The organism is Flavobacterium sp. 22659, assembly GCF_052044235.1.
Taxonomy (GTDB): domain Bacteria; phylum Bacteroidota; class Bacteroidia; order Flavobacteriales; family Flavobacteriaceae; genus Flavobacterium; species Flavobacterium johnsoniae.
This window is the reverse complement of record NZ_JBQEMU010000030.1, coordinates 15595-32703: the sequence shown is the minus strand read 5'-3', so window position 1 is coordinate 32703 and position 17109 is coordinate 15595. Positions and strand designations below refer to the sequence as shown.

At 32.3% G+C, this 17109-nt stretch carries 19 protein-coding genes; 4 read left to right on the top strand and 15 right to left on the bottom strand.

Annotation, left to right across the window (positions count from 1 at the left end; genetic code table 11):
- Positions 1–2: 2 nt before the first annotated feature.
- Entirely contained in the window at positions 3–1178 is a 1176-nt protein-coding gene (locus ACTJIW_RS22335) for an efflux RND transporter periplasmic adaptor subunit (RefSeq protein ID WP_149205913.1), read from the bottom strand.
- 232 nt (positions 1179–1410) lie between these two features.
- Between ACTJIW_RS22335 and trhO the strand changes: the two genes are divergently transcribed.
- From trhO to ACTJIW_RS22315, 4 genes are all read left to right on the top strand, one after another.
- Positions 1411–2769 (top strand): oxygen-dependent tRNA uridine(34) hydroxylase TrhO, encoded by a 1359-nt coding sequence (trhO, locus tag ACTJIW_RS22330; RefSeq protein WP_440716498.1) that lies wholly within the window; start codon positions 1411–1413, stop codon positions 2767–2769.
- 25 nt (positions 2770–2794) lie between these two features.
- Positions 2795–3229 carry an IS200/IS605 family transposase gene (gene tnpA, locus ACTJIW_RS22325; RefSeq protein WP_440716499.1) on the top strand — a complete coding sequence of 145 codons (435 nt, stop codon included), beginning with the start codon at positions 2795–2797 and terminating at the stop codon, positions 3227–3229.
- Positions 3230–3705: 476 nt separating this feature from the next.
- Positions 3706–4947 carry a peptidase U32 family protein gene (locus ACTJIW_RS22320; protein WP_440716500.1) on the top strand — a complete coding sequence of 414 codons (1242 nt, stop codon included), beginning with the start codon at positions 3706–3708 and terminating at the stop codon, positions 4945–4947.
- Complete coding sequence (locus ACTJIW_RS22315; protein WP_012022989.1) at positions 4947–5177, top strand: ferredoxin; 231 nt, start codon at positions 4947–4949, stop codon at positions 5175–5177. The genes ACTJIW_RS22320 and ACTJIW_RS22315 overlap by 1 nt, the downstream gene beginning before the upstream one ends.
- A gap of 86 nt (positions 5178–5263) precedes the next feature.
- Here ACTJIW_RS22315 and ACTJIW_RS22310 read toward each other — a convergent pair whose 3' ends face one another.
- The 14 genes from ACTJIW_RS22310 to ACTJIW_RS22245 form a co-directional block, all read right to left on the bottom strand.
- Positions 5264–6697: a hypothetical protein gene (locus tag ACTJIW_RS22310; protein WP_440716501.1), complete on the bottom strand. Its 1434-nt coding sequence runs from the start codon at positions 6695–6697 to the stop codon at positions 5264–5266.
- Between the two features lie 71 nt (positions 6698–6768).
- Positions 6769–7812, bottom strand: coding sequence for an XAC2610-related protein (locus ACTJIW_RS22305; RefSeq protein ID WP_440716502.1), 1044 nt, complete (start codon positions 7810–7812; stop codon positions 6769–6771).
- 16 nt (positions 7813–7828) lie between these two features.
- Complete coding sequence (locus ACTJIW_RS22300) at positions 7829–8383, bottom strand: hypothetical protein (protein WP_440716503.1); 555 nt, start codon at positions 8381–8383, stop codon at positions 7829–7831.
- A 9-nt stretch (positions 8384–8392) separates the two neighbouring features.
- Positions 8393–8686, bottom strand: coding sequence for a hypothetical protein (locus tag ACTJIW_RS22295; protein ID WP_121362794.1), 294 nt, complete (start codon positions 8684–8686; stop codon positions 8393–8395).
- A gap of 143 nt (positions 8687–8829) precedes the next feature.
- Positions 8830–9276, bottom strand: a complete 447-nt coding sequence (locus ACTJIW_RS22290; protein ID WP_440716504.1) for a hypothetical protein — start codon at positions 9274–9276, stop codon at positions 8830–8832.
- A 17-nt stretch (positions 9277–9293) separates the two neighbouring features.
- On the bottom strand, positions 9294–10646 hold the full coding sequence (locus ACTJIW_RS22285) for an ankyrin repeat domain-containing protein (RefSeq protein ID WP_440716505.1): 1353 nt from the start codon (positions 10644–10646) through the stop codon (positions 9294–9296).
- Positions 10647–10675: 29 nt separating this feature from the next.
- A complete protein-coding gene (locus ACTJIW_RS22280; RefSeq protein ID WP_440716506.1) occupies positions 10676–11857 on the bottom strand; it encodes an ankyrin repeat domain-containing protein in 1182 nt (393 codons plus the stop codon).
- Between the two features lie 228 nt (positions 11858–12085).
- The gene (locus ACTJIW_RS22275; protein WP_440716507.1) at positions 12086–12877 is read right to left on the bottom strand and encodes a hypothetical protein; all 792 of its coding nucleotides are present in this window, start codon (positions 12875–12877) and stop codon (positions 12086–12088) included.
- A 409-nt stretch (positions 12878–13286) separates the two neighbouring features.
- Positions 13287–14171, bottom strand: coding sequence for a hypothetical protein (locus ACTJIW_RS22270; RefSeq protein ID WP_440716508.1), 885 nt, complete (start codon positions 14169–14171; stop codon positions 13287–13289).
- A 123-nt stretch (positions 14172–14294) separates the two neighbouring features.
- Positions 14295–14921 (bottom strand): hypothetical protein, encoded by a 627-nt coding sequence (locus ACTJIW_RS22265; protein ID WP_440716509.1) that lies wholly within the window; start codon positions 14919–14921, stop codon positions 14295–14297.
- Between the two features lie 36 nt (positions 14922–14957).
- Positions 14958–15428, bottom strand: a complete 471-nt coding sequence (locus tag ACTJIW_RS22260; protein WP_440716510.1) for a DUF4304 domain-containing protein — start codon at positions 15426–15428, stop codon at positions 14958–14960.
- A gap of 162 nt (positions 15429–15590) precedes the next feature.
- On the bottom strand, positions 15591–15941 hold the full coding sequence (locus tag ACTJIW_RS22255) for an immunity 51 family protein (RefSeq protein ID WP_440716511.1): 351 nt from the start codon (positions 15939–15941) through the stop codon (positions 15591–15593).
- Positions 15931–16278 carry a hypothetical protein gene (locus ACTJIW_RS22250; protein WP_440716512.1) on the bottom strand — a complete coding sequence of 116 codons (348 nt, stop codon included), beginning with the start codon at positions 16276–16278 and terminating at the stop codon, positions 15931–15933. The genes ACTJIW_RS22255 and ACTJIW_RS22250 overlap by 11 nt, the downstream gene beginning before the upstream one ends.
- A gap of 165 nt (positions 16279–16443) precedes the next feature.
- A complete protein-coding gene (locus ACTJIW_RS22245; RefSeq protein WP_440716513.1) occupies positions 16444–16896 on the bottom strand; it encodes a hypothetical protein in 453 nt (150 codons plus the stop codon).
- Between the last annotated feature and the right edge of the window lie 213 nt (positions 16897–17109).

Sequence of the window (17109 nt, the reverse complement as noted above, 5' to 3'; positions counted from 1 at the left end):
ATCTAGTTGTTTAGAGATGATGCAATCTGCTTTTTATCTTTGTCGGCTACATAAGGAACGGGAACAACAGTTGATCCGGGCTGAATAAACTGATTTCCAATAATAGCGACTTTTTCGTCGGGTTTTAAACCTTTGGTAATAATCCAGTCGACACCAATTTTTTGTCCGACTTCAACCATTCGGGTTTGAATCGTGTTTTTAGAATCTATAATTGAAACCTGAAAAAGTCCCTGAATTTCGGTTACTGCTTTTTGAGGAACAACAATGGCATCTTTTTGAGTACGAATTAAAACACGAACTTTTGCAAATTGTCCGGATCGTAAAGTGCCATCTGGATTAGGAAACTGTGCTTCGATGGTTACAGTTCCGGTTGTAGGATCTATTTTAGTATCGGAGAAATTGAGACTTCCTTTGTATGGGTGGGTACTTCCGTCAGATAGTATTAAAGAAAGATCAGTAATACGTTCTCCGGCTTTGACCTGTTTTTGATATCGTAAATAATCAGATTCACTGACCGTAAATTGTACTCTTACTTTTTCTAGTTTAGAAACGGTATTGAGTTTTGCATCATTTCCAATTCTGGTAATATAATCTCCTAATCGGGCATTCGAAAGTCCAATTACGCCATCAATTGGAGATTTGATATCGCAGTAGCTTCTTTCAATCTGCTGATTTCTTAAACTGGCCTGTACACTGTTGAGGTTGGATCGTGCGGCTTTGTCTTTCGCGACAGCGGCATCCAATTCACGTTTACTGACTGCATTCATATCAGCAAGCGGACGGATTCTTTTTAATTCTTCTTCGGCATTTACCAAATTACTTTGAGCGCCGGCAACTTGTCCGCGAACCTGCTCTACTTTGGTATCATATTCTAACGGGTCTATGGTATATAAAAGCTGGCCTTTTTTGACTCTCTGGCCTTCTTTGAAATGAATTCCGGTGAGAATACCATCAACTCTTGCGATTAATTCAATGTCTAAATCTCCAAAAGTCTGTCCTGCAAAATCTTTATAAATGGGGACATCTTCACTTTTGACCGTAACAAAAGGAGCCTGCATTGGAGGAGGAGCTTTGGGCTGTTCTTTTTTGCAGGAAGTAAATAAGGTTAAAAGAAAGAAGAGGGGGAGGATTGGTAGTTTTAAAGCATTCATAATCATAAATGTTAAAATTATACACATAAATTTAATAAATTTTTGTAACCAATTGATAAACAATGATTGTTTTTTATTAAAGCAACTTTGTTGCCTATAAAAATCACTTTAATTATGAACTTACATTTCTTAGTATGGTCCAAAAATCAAGCATTTTTATTGTTTTTAAAATTGAAAAGAAAGCCTTACCTTTGCGCCCGAATTTATTCCATTTATAGATTCGCAATTCATTTATTCTTAACTTAAAAATGTTTATAGCATGCAACTGTATAACACTTTAAGCGCAGAAGAAAGAGCCATCATGATCGATGATGCCGGTAAACAACGACTAACGTTGTCTTTCTATGCGTATGCCAAAATTCAAGATCCACAAAAATTTCGTAACGATTTATTTCTTGCCTGGAATGCACTAGATGCATTGGGAAGAATTTACGTTGCCCATGAAGGAATTAATGCTCAGATGAGTGTTCCTGCCGAAAATTTTGAAGCTTTTAGAGAAACCCTCGAAGCTTATGATTTCATGAAAGGCATACGATTGAATGTTGCTGTAGAACAAGACGATCATTCCTTTTTAAAATTGACCATCAAAGTGCGTCACAAAATCGTTGCCGACGGTTTAAACGATGAAACATTTGATGTTACTAATATTGGCGTTCACTTAAAAGCCAAAGAATTCAACGAAATCCTTGATGATCCAAATACTATTGTGGTAGATTTTAGAAATCACTACGAAAGTGAAGTTGGTCATTTTAAAGGTGCGATTACTCCAGATGTAGAAACTTTTAGGGAGAGTCTGCCAATCATCAACGAACAGCTTAAAGATCACAAAGACGATAAAAATCTGGTAATGTATTGTACTGGAGGTATTCGATGTGAAAAAGCAAGTGCTTATTTTAAACACCAAGGTTTCAAAAACGTTTATCAGTTAGAAGGCGGTATTATTAATTACGCTAAACAATTGAAAGAAGAAGGTTTAGAAAGTAAATTCATCGGTAAAAACTTTGTATTTGATAATCGTCTTGGCGAAAGAATTACAGATGATATTATTTCACAATGCCACCAATGTGGAAAACCTTGTGATAACCATACAAACTGCGAGAATGACGGCTGTCATTTATTGTTTATTCAGTGTGATGACTGTAAAGCTGCAATGGAAAACTGCTGTTCTACAGAATGTTTAGAGATTATCCACATGCCTTTGGTTGACCAGGTTCGTTTAAGAACTGGAAAACAAGTTGGAAACAAGGTATTTAGAAAAGGAAAATCGGAAAACCTTAAATTCAAACATTCAGGAGAATTACCAGAAACTGCTTTGGCAACAGCTCAAAAGCCAGCAGATATTCGTCAGAAAATAAAAGTAAAGAAAGTACTTCTTGGAAAAGCGGAACATTATTATGTAAAAGCTCAGGTTGGACAATTTACTATAGAAAACCAAGAGTTAAACAGCGGTGATAAAATCCTAATTTCTGGCCCAACTACGGGTGATCAGGAAATGGTTTTGAATAGAATCATTGTTAATGGAGCAGAAACTCAAACTGCTAAAATTGGTGATAAAGTTACCTTTGAGGTTCCATTTCGTATTCGTTTGTCAGATAAGTTGTATAAAATTGTAAATTAGCGGTTTTTTAAAACCCTAATTTACAATGTCACATTCTTTTACCAAATTATGGATTCACGCAATTTGGGCAACTAAAAATCGTAAGGAATTAATTGATTTTTCAATTGAGAAAAACGTGCATGATTATGTTCACGATGAATTAATTGATTTGGATTGTCCTGTTAGAATCATTAACGGAATGCCTGACCACATACATGTTTTATTTTTATTAAATCCGAAAAAATCTCTATCAGATGTAATTCGTCAAGCAAAAGGAGGATCTTCTCATTGTATAAATGGAGTAAATCTAATTCCTGAAAAATTCGCGTGGCAAACTGGTTACGCAGCTTTTGCAGTAAGCGAATCTCAGTTAGATGCTGTTTATAATTATATCAAAAATCAAAAACAACATCATCTTAAGAAAAACGGACAAGATGAATTTGATGATTTTGTAAAATTGCATGGATTGGGGGATAAATGATCGTTTGGCTTAACGATGCGTTTCCCGTGGTTGAAACCACGGGCTATATTTAATAAACATGCGATAGAAAAACATAGCCTGCGGTTTCAACCGCATGGACACAATGAATTTCCTCAACGATTATGCATTTTGTAGGATTGAATTCGACACGTTCCCCGTGGTTTCAACCACGGGCTATATTTGAAAAACATTCTTAGATAAAACATAGCCTGGGGTTTCAATCGCAGAAACGCAACGGATATCCTCAACAATTGTGTATTTTTTAAAATTTGAATCTTCAACGTTACGCAACAATACGTTTCCCACGGTTGAAACCGTGGGCTATGTTTAACGAAGATTGTGTAAGGATTTACAAATATTTTTTAAAATATAAACTATGATATAAATCATAGGAATCTAATCTACACCCACATTATTTTTGTCAATTGTTAGATGACTGATTAAAAAATCATTTCATTGAAATAATAGAATCAAAAATGACAATTAACAATGCAATTGAACTCATGTCTCCAGCGGGAGATTTTGAGTCGCTTCAGGCTGCCTTAGATAATGGCTGTGATTCCATATATTTTGGAGTTGAACAGCTTAATATGCGTGCACGTTCGACAGTGAATTTTACGATTGACGATTTAAAAGAAATTGCCAATCGATGCGAAGCCAAAAACGCTCGAAGCTATTTGACTTTAAACACCATTATTTACGATCACGATTTATCAGTTGTAAAAATCTTATTGACAAAAGCTAAAGAAGCAAACATTACAGCGGTAATTGCTTCTGATCAAGCCGTAATTGCTATGGCAAGATCAATTGGAATGGAAGTTCATATTTCAACACAATTGAATATAACAAATATTGAAACCATTAAATTCTACAGCTTATTTGCCGATACTATGGTTTTAAGCCGTGAATTAAGCTTACGTCAGGTAAAGAACATCACAGATCAAATTGAAAAAGAACAGATCAAAGGACCAAACGGAAATTTAGTAGAAATCGAAATTTTCGGTCATGGCGCTTTATGCATGGCAGTTTCGGGGAAATGTTATTTGAGTCTGCATTCGAATAATTCATCTGCGAATCGTGGTGCGTGCAAACAAAACTGCCGAAAAAAATATACTGTTATCGATCAGGAAACAGGTTTTGAAATTGAATTGGATAACGAATACATGATGTCGCCAAAAGATTTGTGCACTTTGGATTTCTTAGATCAGGTAATTGATTCCGGAATTAAAGTTTTAAAAATCGAAGGACGAGGTCGTGCTCCGGAATATGTAGCAACGGTAACTAAAACGTATCGTGAAGCTATCGACGCGTACTACGACGGAACTTTTTCAAAAGAAAAAACCGCAGTTTGGGTGAAAGCATTAGAAACCGTTTACAACCGCGGATTCTGGTCGGGATATTATTTGGGTCAGGAATTAGGAGAATGGAGTGATATTCCAGGATCTGCAGCGACTCAGAAAAAGGTGTATGTGGGTAAAGGAACCCATTATTTTCCAAAAGCTGAGGTTGGGCAGTTTAAGATTGAGGCTTATGATATTAAAATCGGCGATAAAATCTTAGTAACAGGACCAAGCACCGGCGCTCAGGAAATGATTATTGATGAAATGTTTGTAAATGATGTCGCGGGAGAAAAAGCCACAAAAGGCGATGACTGCAGTTTCAAACTGCCATTTAGAATCAGAATGTCGGACAAATTATATAAAATTGTTGAGGCATAATGGTTATCGTAACTTTACAAAGAGATAAATGCATTGGCTGTAATTACTGTGTCGAAATGGATCCCGTCCATTTTCAAATGTCTAAAAAAGACGGGAAATCGGTTTTAATTCATTCGCAGAATGCAAAAGGCTTTTATACTTTAAAATCTCCAAATCATACTATTGTCGAAAGTTGTGAATTGGCCGCGAAAGCTTGTCCAGTAAAGATTATTACAGTTAAAGAAACCTAGGAATATTTTATCACATAAAAAAGAGTCGCAATTTTGCGACTCTTTTGCATTTAACGCATTGTAACAATATATTACGATGGTAATGTTTATGCCTCTTCGATTTTTACTCTTTCAATATTCTCTTCAATTTCAGCCCATTCTGGAGATTCCCAAAATATGGCAATATGAAGATTATATATTCCAATTGCCCCATAAGAAAAGACGCAGAAATAATAGAAACCACTTGGGATTTCCTTATAGAAAAAGAATAGGGATCCTAGAGCTAATAATGCAAAACCTATCCAAACACCTTTTCTAAAATAGATTATAGAAATATACAATGCGATAACTATTCCAGTTAAGCAAATTAAGTTCTGACGGTTTAATCCAAGCCCTATAAATTTGTAAAATGCATAAACACTTACTGCAAACAGAAGAAATGCCTGGAAGTATAATTTTCTTTGATTTTCATCTTGTTCTATTTCTAAATATTCAGCATCTGTCAATGGAGTATTTTTGCGAAAAAAGAATAATAAAGGAATCAAATTAACTATAGGTATAAAGCTCACCAGATATATCCATAAAGGTCTTCTGCGCAAAGCACCTAACTGTAAAAGCAATAGTTGAGAGAATAATAAATAGACAAATGTAAGTTGAAAAACCACGCGAATAGCTGTATATATGTCATAGTAAGTTCTCGAAATGCTTGGTGCCAAAGAACTGAACCAATTCACAGAGAATTGTTCTGTAAAAACAAAATGAACAGCAAGGAATGAAGTAAACAGCAGGAAAAAATGCATTGTAAATTTTTTATAGCTTAGAAAAGCAGTAGCAGGTATTTTTATAAAACTCTTAAAAGAAAATCCTGCATCTAATAAAAGTATAAAATAGAAAAAAGACAGTATCGCAAATAATCTTGAAAATACTATTTCGTAAGATGGAACAGAACCATAAAAATCGCTGAAAGTTAATATAGAAACTGTTTTTTGGTATAAAGCATCTATGTTTATAAGCGTAAACATTCCTATTAAATAACCTAAAAAGCTAATTTTTTTTCCGTAAAGTATTTTTCCTCTTAGTGCTCCATATAAGGCATAAGGTTGCAAATAACCTAAAAGAACATAAATTATAAAAAACGAACTGTTATCGTAAGATTCACGAAGGTCTGAAAAAGTAGAGATTATATTTGATAATATTGCTGGCAGACATAATAAGAGAATATATTTTAATTTGTCAAATTTCTTTTCATTAAAAGCTTCCCAGCAAAGTGTTATTATTAGAGTTAATATATCGATTATTGTATTCAAAATATTTGTCCACATAGGCAGGCTTTGTGGTCCTCGAAAAGGCGTTAGCATGCCTAACAATCCCGCTCCTCCGCCATGCGAGATGGAAAAATTGTTTGTGACAAACTGTTTTATGATAAGAAGAAGGGCAATAATTGCCAGAGGGAAAGTTACCGCCTTAAACTTTGAAAAATTAAAGTGATAAAAATAGTTTATTTCTTCTTCTGACTGGTTAAGTAAATTTTCGGTGTTCATTTTGGTTAGTTTTGAGTTTATTTAAAATCGGATATATTATACTTACAGTATGTTCTTGTTTTAAAAACAAATTAGTCGTTTAGAACATTCTGAAATTTGCTTTTAACCAATGCTTGTAAACTTCCCTCTTTGGTCATTCCTTGCCAGTCAGATAATTTCCCATTTACATAAATTTTAATACCTGTTTCGGTTGGAGTTTCATATGCGATATATTTTATGGGACCGCTGTTAAATTCCAATTCATAAGCAGCATTCTGTTTTCTAAATTTAAAAACCGATTTGTCCGCTTTTTCAGGACTAGAAGGATAAGCAAAAGAGATAAATTTATATTCGTCGTTTTGCTGAAAGGCATAGTACAGAATATCTTTAACTTTAAATAAAAGCACCCGTCCTTTTCCGTTTTTAGTGTCAAAAGAAAACACTTTGTCTAAGCCTGGTTCATAAACAGATAAAGTTGAAACGGTAACCCAGTTGTTGTCTTTCCATTTTTTACCTGTTATTGTTATAAATGGAGAAAGTGCATCCGCTCTTTCCTCAAAAGAAGCTATCTCTTTTGCTTCAATGCCAGAAATACTGTAGTAAGAGGAGACATGAAGCGCTGCTCCGCCGCTGCTCGAAGTAATAACACGTTTGTTTTTAGAGTCAATTTCAAATGATCCGCCTCGTACACAATAAGCATCGTTATATAAGCGGCTAATACTTGGACTGCTGAGAAAATTGCCTGGTGTATTAATGAAAACATACGCTGTTGCCTGAGCAGTATAACAGCCATCATCGTTTATTTCTGTTTCGTGGATTACTATATCTTGTCTGCCATCAAAGTTTACATCACCTAAAACACGAATGTTACTTTCTGGAATACTTTTGAAAGCAGTGATTTTAGCTGTTTTTAGTGTTTCTGATTTAGAAAGTTCATTCGAACCATATTCAAGTACTGTTTTCTTAGTTTGATTCTCTGTAAGTTTATAATATTCTTTTGTTTCAGATTCAGTTTTATGACTAAAAAAATACAAAGTATAATCTTTAAGAAAATCATTAATGATATAAGCTTTTTGAGCATTTGCGTGATAGATTTCTGCTAAAAGAAAGACGGCTAAGCATAATTTTAATTTCATAAGTTATCGTATTGATTTAGATTTCATCAAACTTTACTTCTTTATATCGCTCAAAATAGATGCTTTCGTCAATAACTGCTCCGTTTGAAATCTGTTCCATAATTTTCTGTTGAAAATCAATTTCTTCTTTAAGCAGATTATTCCAGTATTCAGGGTTTTCAGAGAAATTTTCATAATAATCCAAAATATCAATCACCAATAAAAAGTTGTAAACAGCATATTCTGATTTGTCGTAAGCACGTACAGAATTTTCTAAACCGCTTATAATGTTGACTTCCATAGGATCGAGTTCTTCAAAATTTTCGGCATATTCATCTGTTTCGGCATCATAGCTTTTTAATGCATCTTTAAAATACTGAAGAGTATTATTCTCTAAATCCTCAATCAGCTTTGGTTCAGAAATTTTAATTTTTAAATGATGTTCGATACATTCTACTGTTTCAGGCAATAGAAAATAGAATTGAATAAAAGCTTTACCAATACTTTTTCTTTGATTAAGATCTAACTGCTTTAATTTGTCTTCTAAAAATGCAGTGTGTTTTGAGATTACAGATACAATATCAAACATCATTTTAAGGTTTTAGGATTTTACTTTATTTCTGATGAACATCTTTTTTAACTTTTTATAAATTCCAAAAATCAGCATTGTAATTATAAAAGCGAATACAATATCAATAACTAGATTTAGAAAAATGAAACGTGTCATTTCTGAAGCTGGAGCAGGGTAAACCATTTCACTATAAATGGTATAGAAACGAGCAGGAAAACCGTAACTGTCACTTCCATCAACCTGTCTATGTAAACTGGCGGTTGAAAGAGTAAGTACAGTAAAAACTGGTCCCGTTAATAAACTTATCCATATAATTTTTCTCATTGCAAAATCTTATAAATGAAAATTTAGCCTTTTAAAATTTTACTTTTCTCACTTTCAAATTCTTCGGACATAAATCTGGAAGTTCTTTCAAAGTCTAATAAAGGCTTTTTTTATTGTTTTATGAAATGCTTGTTTCAGCTTTTCTAGATTTGTTCAAAATAGGTCAAACTGTCTTTTGCATTGTCGATAATGTTTTGAGGATATGCTGTATTTAAAGATATGCTCTTCATTAAATCCAGATATTTTTGATGTTCAGAATTATTTTTGTCGTTTATCAGACGATGTAATAAGAACAAGGTGTATTCTGTTGGCTTACGTTCAATAGATTTTAAAAGTAGTTCTTCGTATCCGTTTTTATAATGATTTTCCATGAAACTGCCTAATGGGCCTGGGCAGCCATAGTCTATATCTGGACTGCGTTCAATAAGTTCAAAAAGCGGCTCTATTGCGTTGAAATTATCTTCTATTGCTTCAAGTTCGTCACATATTTCATAAGCAAGATCTATAAATTCATATTCATCTCCCGTTTCGTATGCTTTTTGAATGTATTGCTCAAGGTTGGTAATGATTGTTTTAATTTGGGTTGTCATATTTTGTTGTTTTATTTTTACCCTTTCAAAATTTTACTTTTCTCATTTTCAAATTCTTCTGAAGTTAAAATTCCGGCATCCAGAAGTTCTTTTAAATCCAGTAATGCTTTTTTCTTTGCTTCCATAGAATTTGAAGAATCGGCTTTTGGTGCTTCGGTTTGCGTTGTTGTATTTATTAGGTTTACAACCGTTCCCGAAGGAGCATATTTCAAGATTAGTTCTGTAATTTCATTAAAACCTTTTACGTTTGAATAGTCAATTGCTTTTTGCTCTTTCACGTTTACGATTGATGCATCGGCTTTATTATCAAGCAGATATTTTACAACATCTTTCTTTCCGTTGGCAGCACTGTAGTGAAGAGGCGTATTTCCAGACTCATCTTGAATATTGATATTCGCTCCGGCTTCGATAAGCAGTTTTACCATACTTAAATTTCCTTTTTTTGTTGCAACATGCAAAAGGCTTTCTCCGCCATAGTTATATGAATCGTTGAGTGTAAAACTAGAATCGTTAGCGATATTAGATGCGCTTACAACCCAATCCAAATAATCGTTCATTGATAAGGTATCGCCTGCGACTGGTTTACTGTAATTTACATCAACACCATTTTCCAGGAACAAAGCCACAATTTCTTTCTGATTATTTGAACAAGCATACCAAATAGGAGAATATCCATTGTTGTTTGATGTAAATACATCGGCACCTCTTTCTACCAATAATTTGGCAAGCATTCTATTGGTTTCGTAACAGGCAATTAAAAGAGCATTTTCTCCGGCATGATTGGTATGATTTACTTCGGCACCATTGTCTAAAAGCAAAGTTACCATTGGAATCGATTTGGTGTAACAAGCATAAAGTAATGGTGTATTTCCCTGCTTATCCGTTACATTAATATCGGCTCCTTTGTCTAAAAGCAATTGTATAATTTCTCTGTTTAGTCTTGCAGATGCCAATATAAGCGGAGTTTCTCCGTTGTTATTCAGTAAATTAACATCAACTCCGGCTTCAAGCAACTTTGTTGCAATTTCAATTTGTGCTGTCTGAACCGTTAAATGCAAAAGACTGTTTCCGCTTTTGTCATTGATTTCGATTTTTGCTCCATTTTCTAAAAGATACAATGCCGTTTGTTTCTGTTTTTGAAGGCAGGCAAAGAACAAAGGCGTTTCGCCTTCATGATCTTCATAATCTAAATCTGCACCATCTTCGCATAAAATTTTTACAATATCCAGATATCCTCTATGTGCGGCATAATGAAGAGCAGTTCTTCCTTTTTCATCGGTATATTTTACATCTACTTCTTTATTTTGAAGGAGTAATTCGGCTATTTTTCGGTTGCCGTTTTCACAGGCAATTATAAATGACATTGACATATAATCGTGATTTTATATATTTCTAAAAATTAGGCTTTCATTAAAAGTTCAACAGTTTTGATTTTCAAATTATCTGTAGAAGCAAGTATTAAGGCTGTTTCGTCTTTATCGTTGCTAATGTCTTTATCGGCGCCATTTTCAAGCAGCAGTTTTACTTTTCTATAGATTTCTTTTGCAGCTTCGGCATCATAATTTACATTGTATGCGCAGACTTTGTGTAAGATGGTGTTTCCTTGATTGTCCTGTTCGTTGATATCAATAGAGCCGCTGTCTAATACAGATTTTAGAATACCGGATTTTTTCTCAGCTACATAATCTATGCCTGATTTTGGATTTCCATAATATAAAGCGCTGTGTTTTAAGTCAGCACCATCAGATAATAATCTTTGTAGTGAATTCAAGTCATTTTCTGAATCAGACATCATACGGATAAATTCGGTCAGCAAAGTTCTTCCGTCTTTATTGATGCTGTTAAAGTCTGCCGTAGATGATTCTGCTAAAAGTTCATACATTGGCATAGAAAATTGTTCGCCAGCGGCATAATAAAAGGAACTGTTTTCCTGATTGTCTTTTTCGTTAGGATCGGCCCCGTTTTCTAATAACAATGGAATGTATTCTTTTTTGTTTCTTTTCACTGCATACATTAGGGGCGTAGTACCAACAACATTTTTTTCGTTGATGTCAACTCCGTTTTCAACAAGAGTTTTGATGTATTCTTTGCCTTTCTCTGCATTTAGAGAATAGTTGTTTACAATTTTATGAATCAGATTTTCCTGTGCATTGTTTTTATAATCAGCATTACAGCCAAAATCTTCTATTAAACTTTTAATGATTTCCGGAACAGCTTCCTTTTCGATGCAGTAACCCAATAAAGTCTGGTCGCTTATTTCGTCATTGACATTGTCCATTTTCGACATTATTTCTTTGAAGAAAGCCAAAGACTCGTCATCACCTTTTATATTTCGGGCCAATGAACTGAAAATCGATTTATCAAAACTGTCTAATTCGTAAATATCAGTTTCTATAAAGCCTGTTTTTATCAAAGCTTCTACAAGATCAAGAGCTTTTGCTTCAAAAATTTTGGCGGTTATCTGCGAAAAATTGTTTTTAAGATATTGCTCAGAAAAGGATTCGCCATTTTTAATTGCTTCTCTCGCGGCGTCAAGATTTCCTTGAAAAATGTACTGTTCGATAATATTCTGTGTCTGCATGTAAAAAATATTTTTGAGTTGAAATATAAGCGTAATTTATATTCTCAAGAATTCTAAATTCATGAGAACATAAATCATGTTGTAAGATAAAACATAAAATTGTCAAATATATTTCAGAATAAAAATTTAAAATGCCTCTTTACGGCATAAAATGGACAGAATAAGGTTTTTTGAAAAAATGATGTTTAAAAACAGAAATAAAAGTGCTGAAACGAAGTTCAGCAGCTTTTATAAACCATACGTTTGGGCTTCAATTTTATTTAAATCTGAAACCATGATTTGGTAATTCTCATGATTTTGAACCTGATTTAAAAAATTAAGCGAAGCCAGAGTTTTTTCTTTCACATCTTCCATGATAAATCCGTTTACTTTTAAGTTTGTAAAACCAATTGATACAATTGCGTTATGATCGTAAACTAAAAAATGTAAATTTTCATTGTCTTTATTTGCATTATAATCATAACTCTCAACCTTGATTTCATTAATAAACTGGATAAGATGAAAGTTGTTTGAATCATCTTCTTGTAAAAATTTCTCAGTTTCGATCATAGCGTCAAAACCGGCATCATTACCAAAAGGAGAATAAAAGTCACTTATGCTGAAATAAAAATCAGATTTAAAGTAATCATTGAAGGATGGATGTACAGTTTCTTGATTTAGACCAATTTCTGTATCATAATAATATTCCAGAAGATATTTTGTTATGTTTTCCCATTGATTTAAATCAGGTAAATTGCCCTCGTAATATTGCCTGAAAATATGTAAACATTCTGTTTTTGACACTTTTTCAATTCCATATTGCGAAAAATCATTGTCGTATTCCAGTCTTATTTCCAGCGTAAATTTTTCTTTGTCTGTAACTATTGCTTGTAAATAAATAGCTTTATCAATAGCAGGGTCATTGTTTAAAATGATAAAATCGTCAATGTTTTTACAATTATTTATTTCACTTTCAAGAGTATCGAAATTTTTAAGTTTAGTTTCTTTTTCGATTCGGTTTGTAATTATTGAAAACGGCATGATTTTAATTTTGATTTTTAATTGTTTTGTAAAATAAGCTGGGTAAAATGATAATAAATTGGCTAAAAGAATCTATTATTTTCTTTAATATAATATTAGTTAAAGATATAATATTATGGCTAAAAGTTTGAGTTAGGGAGCCAATCGAGAAATTGAACTATCATTTAATATCATTTTTCAAATAAGAAATAAATAAGTCAAAAAGATTGACAAACAAACACAAGTTCTTTTTCGTCTATTAACCAAAGAAATATTGAATTAGAATTTTCTTTTTTTTAAGATAATAGAAATAATTTCCCTGCTAGCGCGAGCATTTTGCTCGTGAACGTCTTCTAAATCAATAATCTCAGTTTTATAGAACTTGTGTTCACGAGCAAAATGCTTGAGTAAGAAAGGAAAATCATTTATGCTATTCTAATTTTGTCAGAATTTGTTCGACAATGCTATAATTTATTCCTAATTTACCACGCCATGCTGATATAGGGAAATCAATTTCCACTCTATGATTTGGAGCCTTTTCATGTAGTTTAAATTCCCATTCTAATCTCTGATAATATGGAACAAACTTATTTAAAGAACTATAATTTTCATCGAATGTATTTTTCATTATACCCAACTCAGCCAAAATTTTGATAAGCCATGTTCTTGAAACACTATTACTGTTCGGTAAGATCTTTTCTCTTGATATTCTGTTTTTTAAATCGGTCGGTGTTTCTTTTTCGACTGCATTGTCAATGGTTGTAATTAATTTTTTGAAAATATTAATATCATCATCTGTTGCTCTTATGTTTTCAAATGCAGCTACTTCCTTAAGATCTAAAAGAGACTCTAAACTACCAAACATTGGACAATATCCTATATATAAATTGTAGAGATTTTTTCCATCATTTTCCCATGATTCTTTTGGAAGTCCACAAATTTTACAAATATTTCGATAATGTCGATCTTTCAATGGCTCAAAATCATGCTCAGGAACTTGTATTGCAAATAAATAGCTCATTATGGGTTGAAGCCCTCTATGAAACCCAGTTCCAACAGCTCTTAAGAATAAATTATAGACAATTGTTTCTAAATTATTTTCAGTAATTATTTTTTTTAATTCTTTAATAACAGAATTATGTTCGTAATGTTCTATTCTATTAATTTCAAATCTGCTGTTTTGTATTAAGGAAAGATCTTTTTCTTTAAAGTTGTTAGGGAGTTTATATAAACTAATATCTTTTTTAAAGTTATAGTTCTCATTATTATATTGATATACTTTAGAAAGTATTTTGATTAATTTGCTGTCTATCATGTTTTTTAGTTGCGATAATTGACTTGAAGTGTGAAATTCTTTCTCCCTCTACTTGAGAGTATTATATTGTGATTAAGTTTAATGATTTAACGGGACTTATGAACAAGATGTTTGGGTTGCCAATCAGGGATAAATCTGAATTTGGATACCATTTCTAAGTTCAATAATTTGGATCTCATTTGGTTCATGAATTAATTTAAATTTGTTATTTTTTACAGGTGAGTCAGGATACAAAAAATCGATGTAGATTATTTTATTATTTTCATAAAAATATTCTGCTTCCATATATTCAAAATTAAGCTTATCTAATTCATAGGTTTTAGTTATTAGTCCGTCATTGATTTCAATAAATACTACTCTGTCCAATTCATTATCATTTCCAGATTCAAATACTCCGCTATAAACATAACGTATTACTGAATTATCATGATATTCATAAAAATCATCATTATGAATCCATGATTTATTTCCAGTTGATCCTCCTAAACTTGCGTAACTAATTGCGTGAATGATTCGATCTTGATTGTCGTAAAAATAACAATGCCTATTCTTACCTGGACTAGATGGTTTCTTTAACATTTTTCCAGGTTTATTTCCTAGGAGTTCAAAACGATAAGGTTCTAAGGAATATGGAGGTGTGACGCCAACTCCCCACTGCAATGAATTCGTTTTTTCCTTTACTTTTTTATAGAACTCAAAATAGGCAGAATCCTTTTGTTTCATAAGTTCTATCATTTGTTGTTTATTCATAAGTAATATTGTCAAATATGATTCACTTGTACTACGTTAAACATCCTTATATACAAAACCAGATAATTTTTTGTCTTCATACATTTTTCGTATATCTTGTCTGCTGTAGTTTTTTTCAAAAAAAGACAGCAATTTAGTTAGTGATTCCTTAAGTACATTTTCCAGTCTTTCTTCTTGCCCATTTTCAACTGCACGGCCAATTTGTATAGTTAAATCATCTGGCATTTCAGGACACCTTTCAATGTAAAATTTTACATGAGGAAAAATAGCAGATTTTCCCTTGAATGCATTTTTTAGTTCATCTTCAGTAATAGTATGATCTACCAATTCTTTATAAATCAAGCCAACATTTGCATAAAAATGAATGCTGTAAAATGATTTTTGATGATTTACGAGTAACCAATAATTTGGAAATTCAATATAACGAGTTACCCCACTGCCTTTAAATCCGGTTTCTTTAGCAGCTTTGCCAAAGATTTTACCTGTTTGTATTTTTTTATTTTTCATTGATTTTTATATCACCGACCGATGTGTATTTGCATTTTTCCCGCTTTCGCGAACATTTTGCTTGTGAACGTCTTCTAAATCAATAATCCCAATTTTATAGAATTTGTGTTCACGAGCAAGATGTTCGCGTCAGCGAGGGAAAAATATAAATTGTCTATTATATCAATCGAGCTCAACATGGGAGAATAAATTCCTAATTACAATGTCATTATCACATGCATTTTTAAAAGATAATGCAAATTCTTGTAAATCATATTTATTTGAGGAATATGCACTAAACATTCCTGCTTCTGGATCAAAGTTAATTTTGCCTTTAAGATTAGGCATAATCTCATTTAAAAATACGACTGCAAGTGACGTCCAATCATATCCATTACCTTCAAAGCCTTCATCTTCCCTTATTTTAAAAATTTCTGTTTTAAAAATTCCCGCATTTAAACAAACAGAAAAACTTTTATCATGTTCTACCCAAAAAAAAGGCTCTATCTTTTCTGTAAATTTTTTAGTGTCCATATTTATCTAATTCTTTAAATAACTCCTCTCCATTTGTCTTTATCCCATCTCTAAATTTTGCGGGTATTTTACTGCCAGATCTGGCATACCATTGATTGAAGATTTCATTCCATTCTTTAACAATAGGTTTTTTTATTAATAGATTCGCATTAACGGGAAATCTTTTTGCAAGTATTACTAATATGTCAATATGGGTTAAAAGTGCTTGTACAGGTTTATTACTGGATTTTAGCCATTCAGCATTTTCTTGAATTTGTTTAATAGCTAAACCAATATAGCGGGCATTTTCTAATTCTGCCATTTCATTACCTTCGGGATTTGTGTTAAATATTCTCATGAATTTTTATTTGAGTTTTCTTTGTATGTCTTGAATAAGTTTATTTGTAAAGTCATGTAATTTTTCCTGTCTGAAAATTTACATGCAATATGCTCGCGCTAGCGAGGGCAAGTATGTTCAATTAAGTCTTTTTCAGATGTATTTAATTTTATATACTGTCTTATTTTATGCGATGTAGTCACTGTCATGATATTTTTTTCTTGCTTCTTTTGTATAATAACAGCATATAAACATGTTTAAATCATTTTCTATTTTATTGTTAGCCCATTCAACAAGATCATCTTCTGTCGAATCAAAACTTAGATCTGTAAGCAAATCTTGTTCCTCAAATTCTTTTGAAGATGACATTACAACGATTCCGCATTCTTCATAAACTTTAATACTTTTGAAAATTTCATCGTTTATAAAACATTCAAAATAGGTCTTGTTGTAGTTTCTCGCCACAATAAACATTTTTTCATTTCTCTCTTGTAATTCTAACCATATGTCAGTACCTAAAAGATACCATAGTGAATTATCTCCTTCAATAGCGTAATCATGAATTTCATCAAGTTCATTATTAAAGATTGTGATAATGAGTCCTTCTCTTAAAGAGATGCAAAAAGGCTTTTTTTCCATTGATGTTTATGTTTGAAAATTAATGCATTTATATAATTTTTGTAGTTTGAAAGAAATTACTCAAAATGTAACTCACAAAAGTACCTTAGGGTAATAGTAAAAATGACCAGTATAAGACATAAAACAAACAGAATAAGTTTTTTATTTGATCTATTCATTGGAGAAAAGAAGATGTTTCGAACAAAATTTTGTTTAAAATCAAGGCATTTTTTA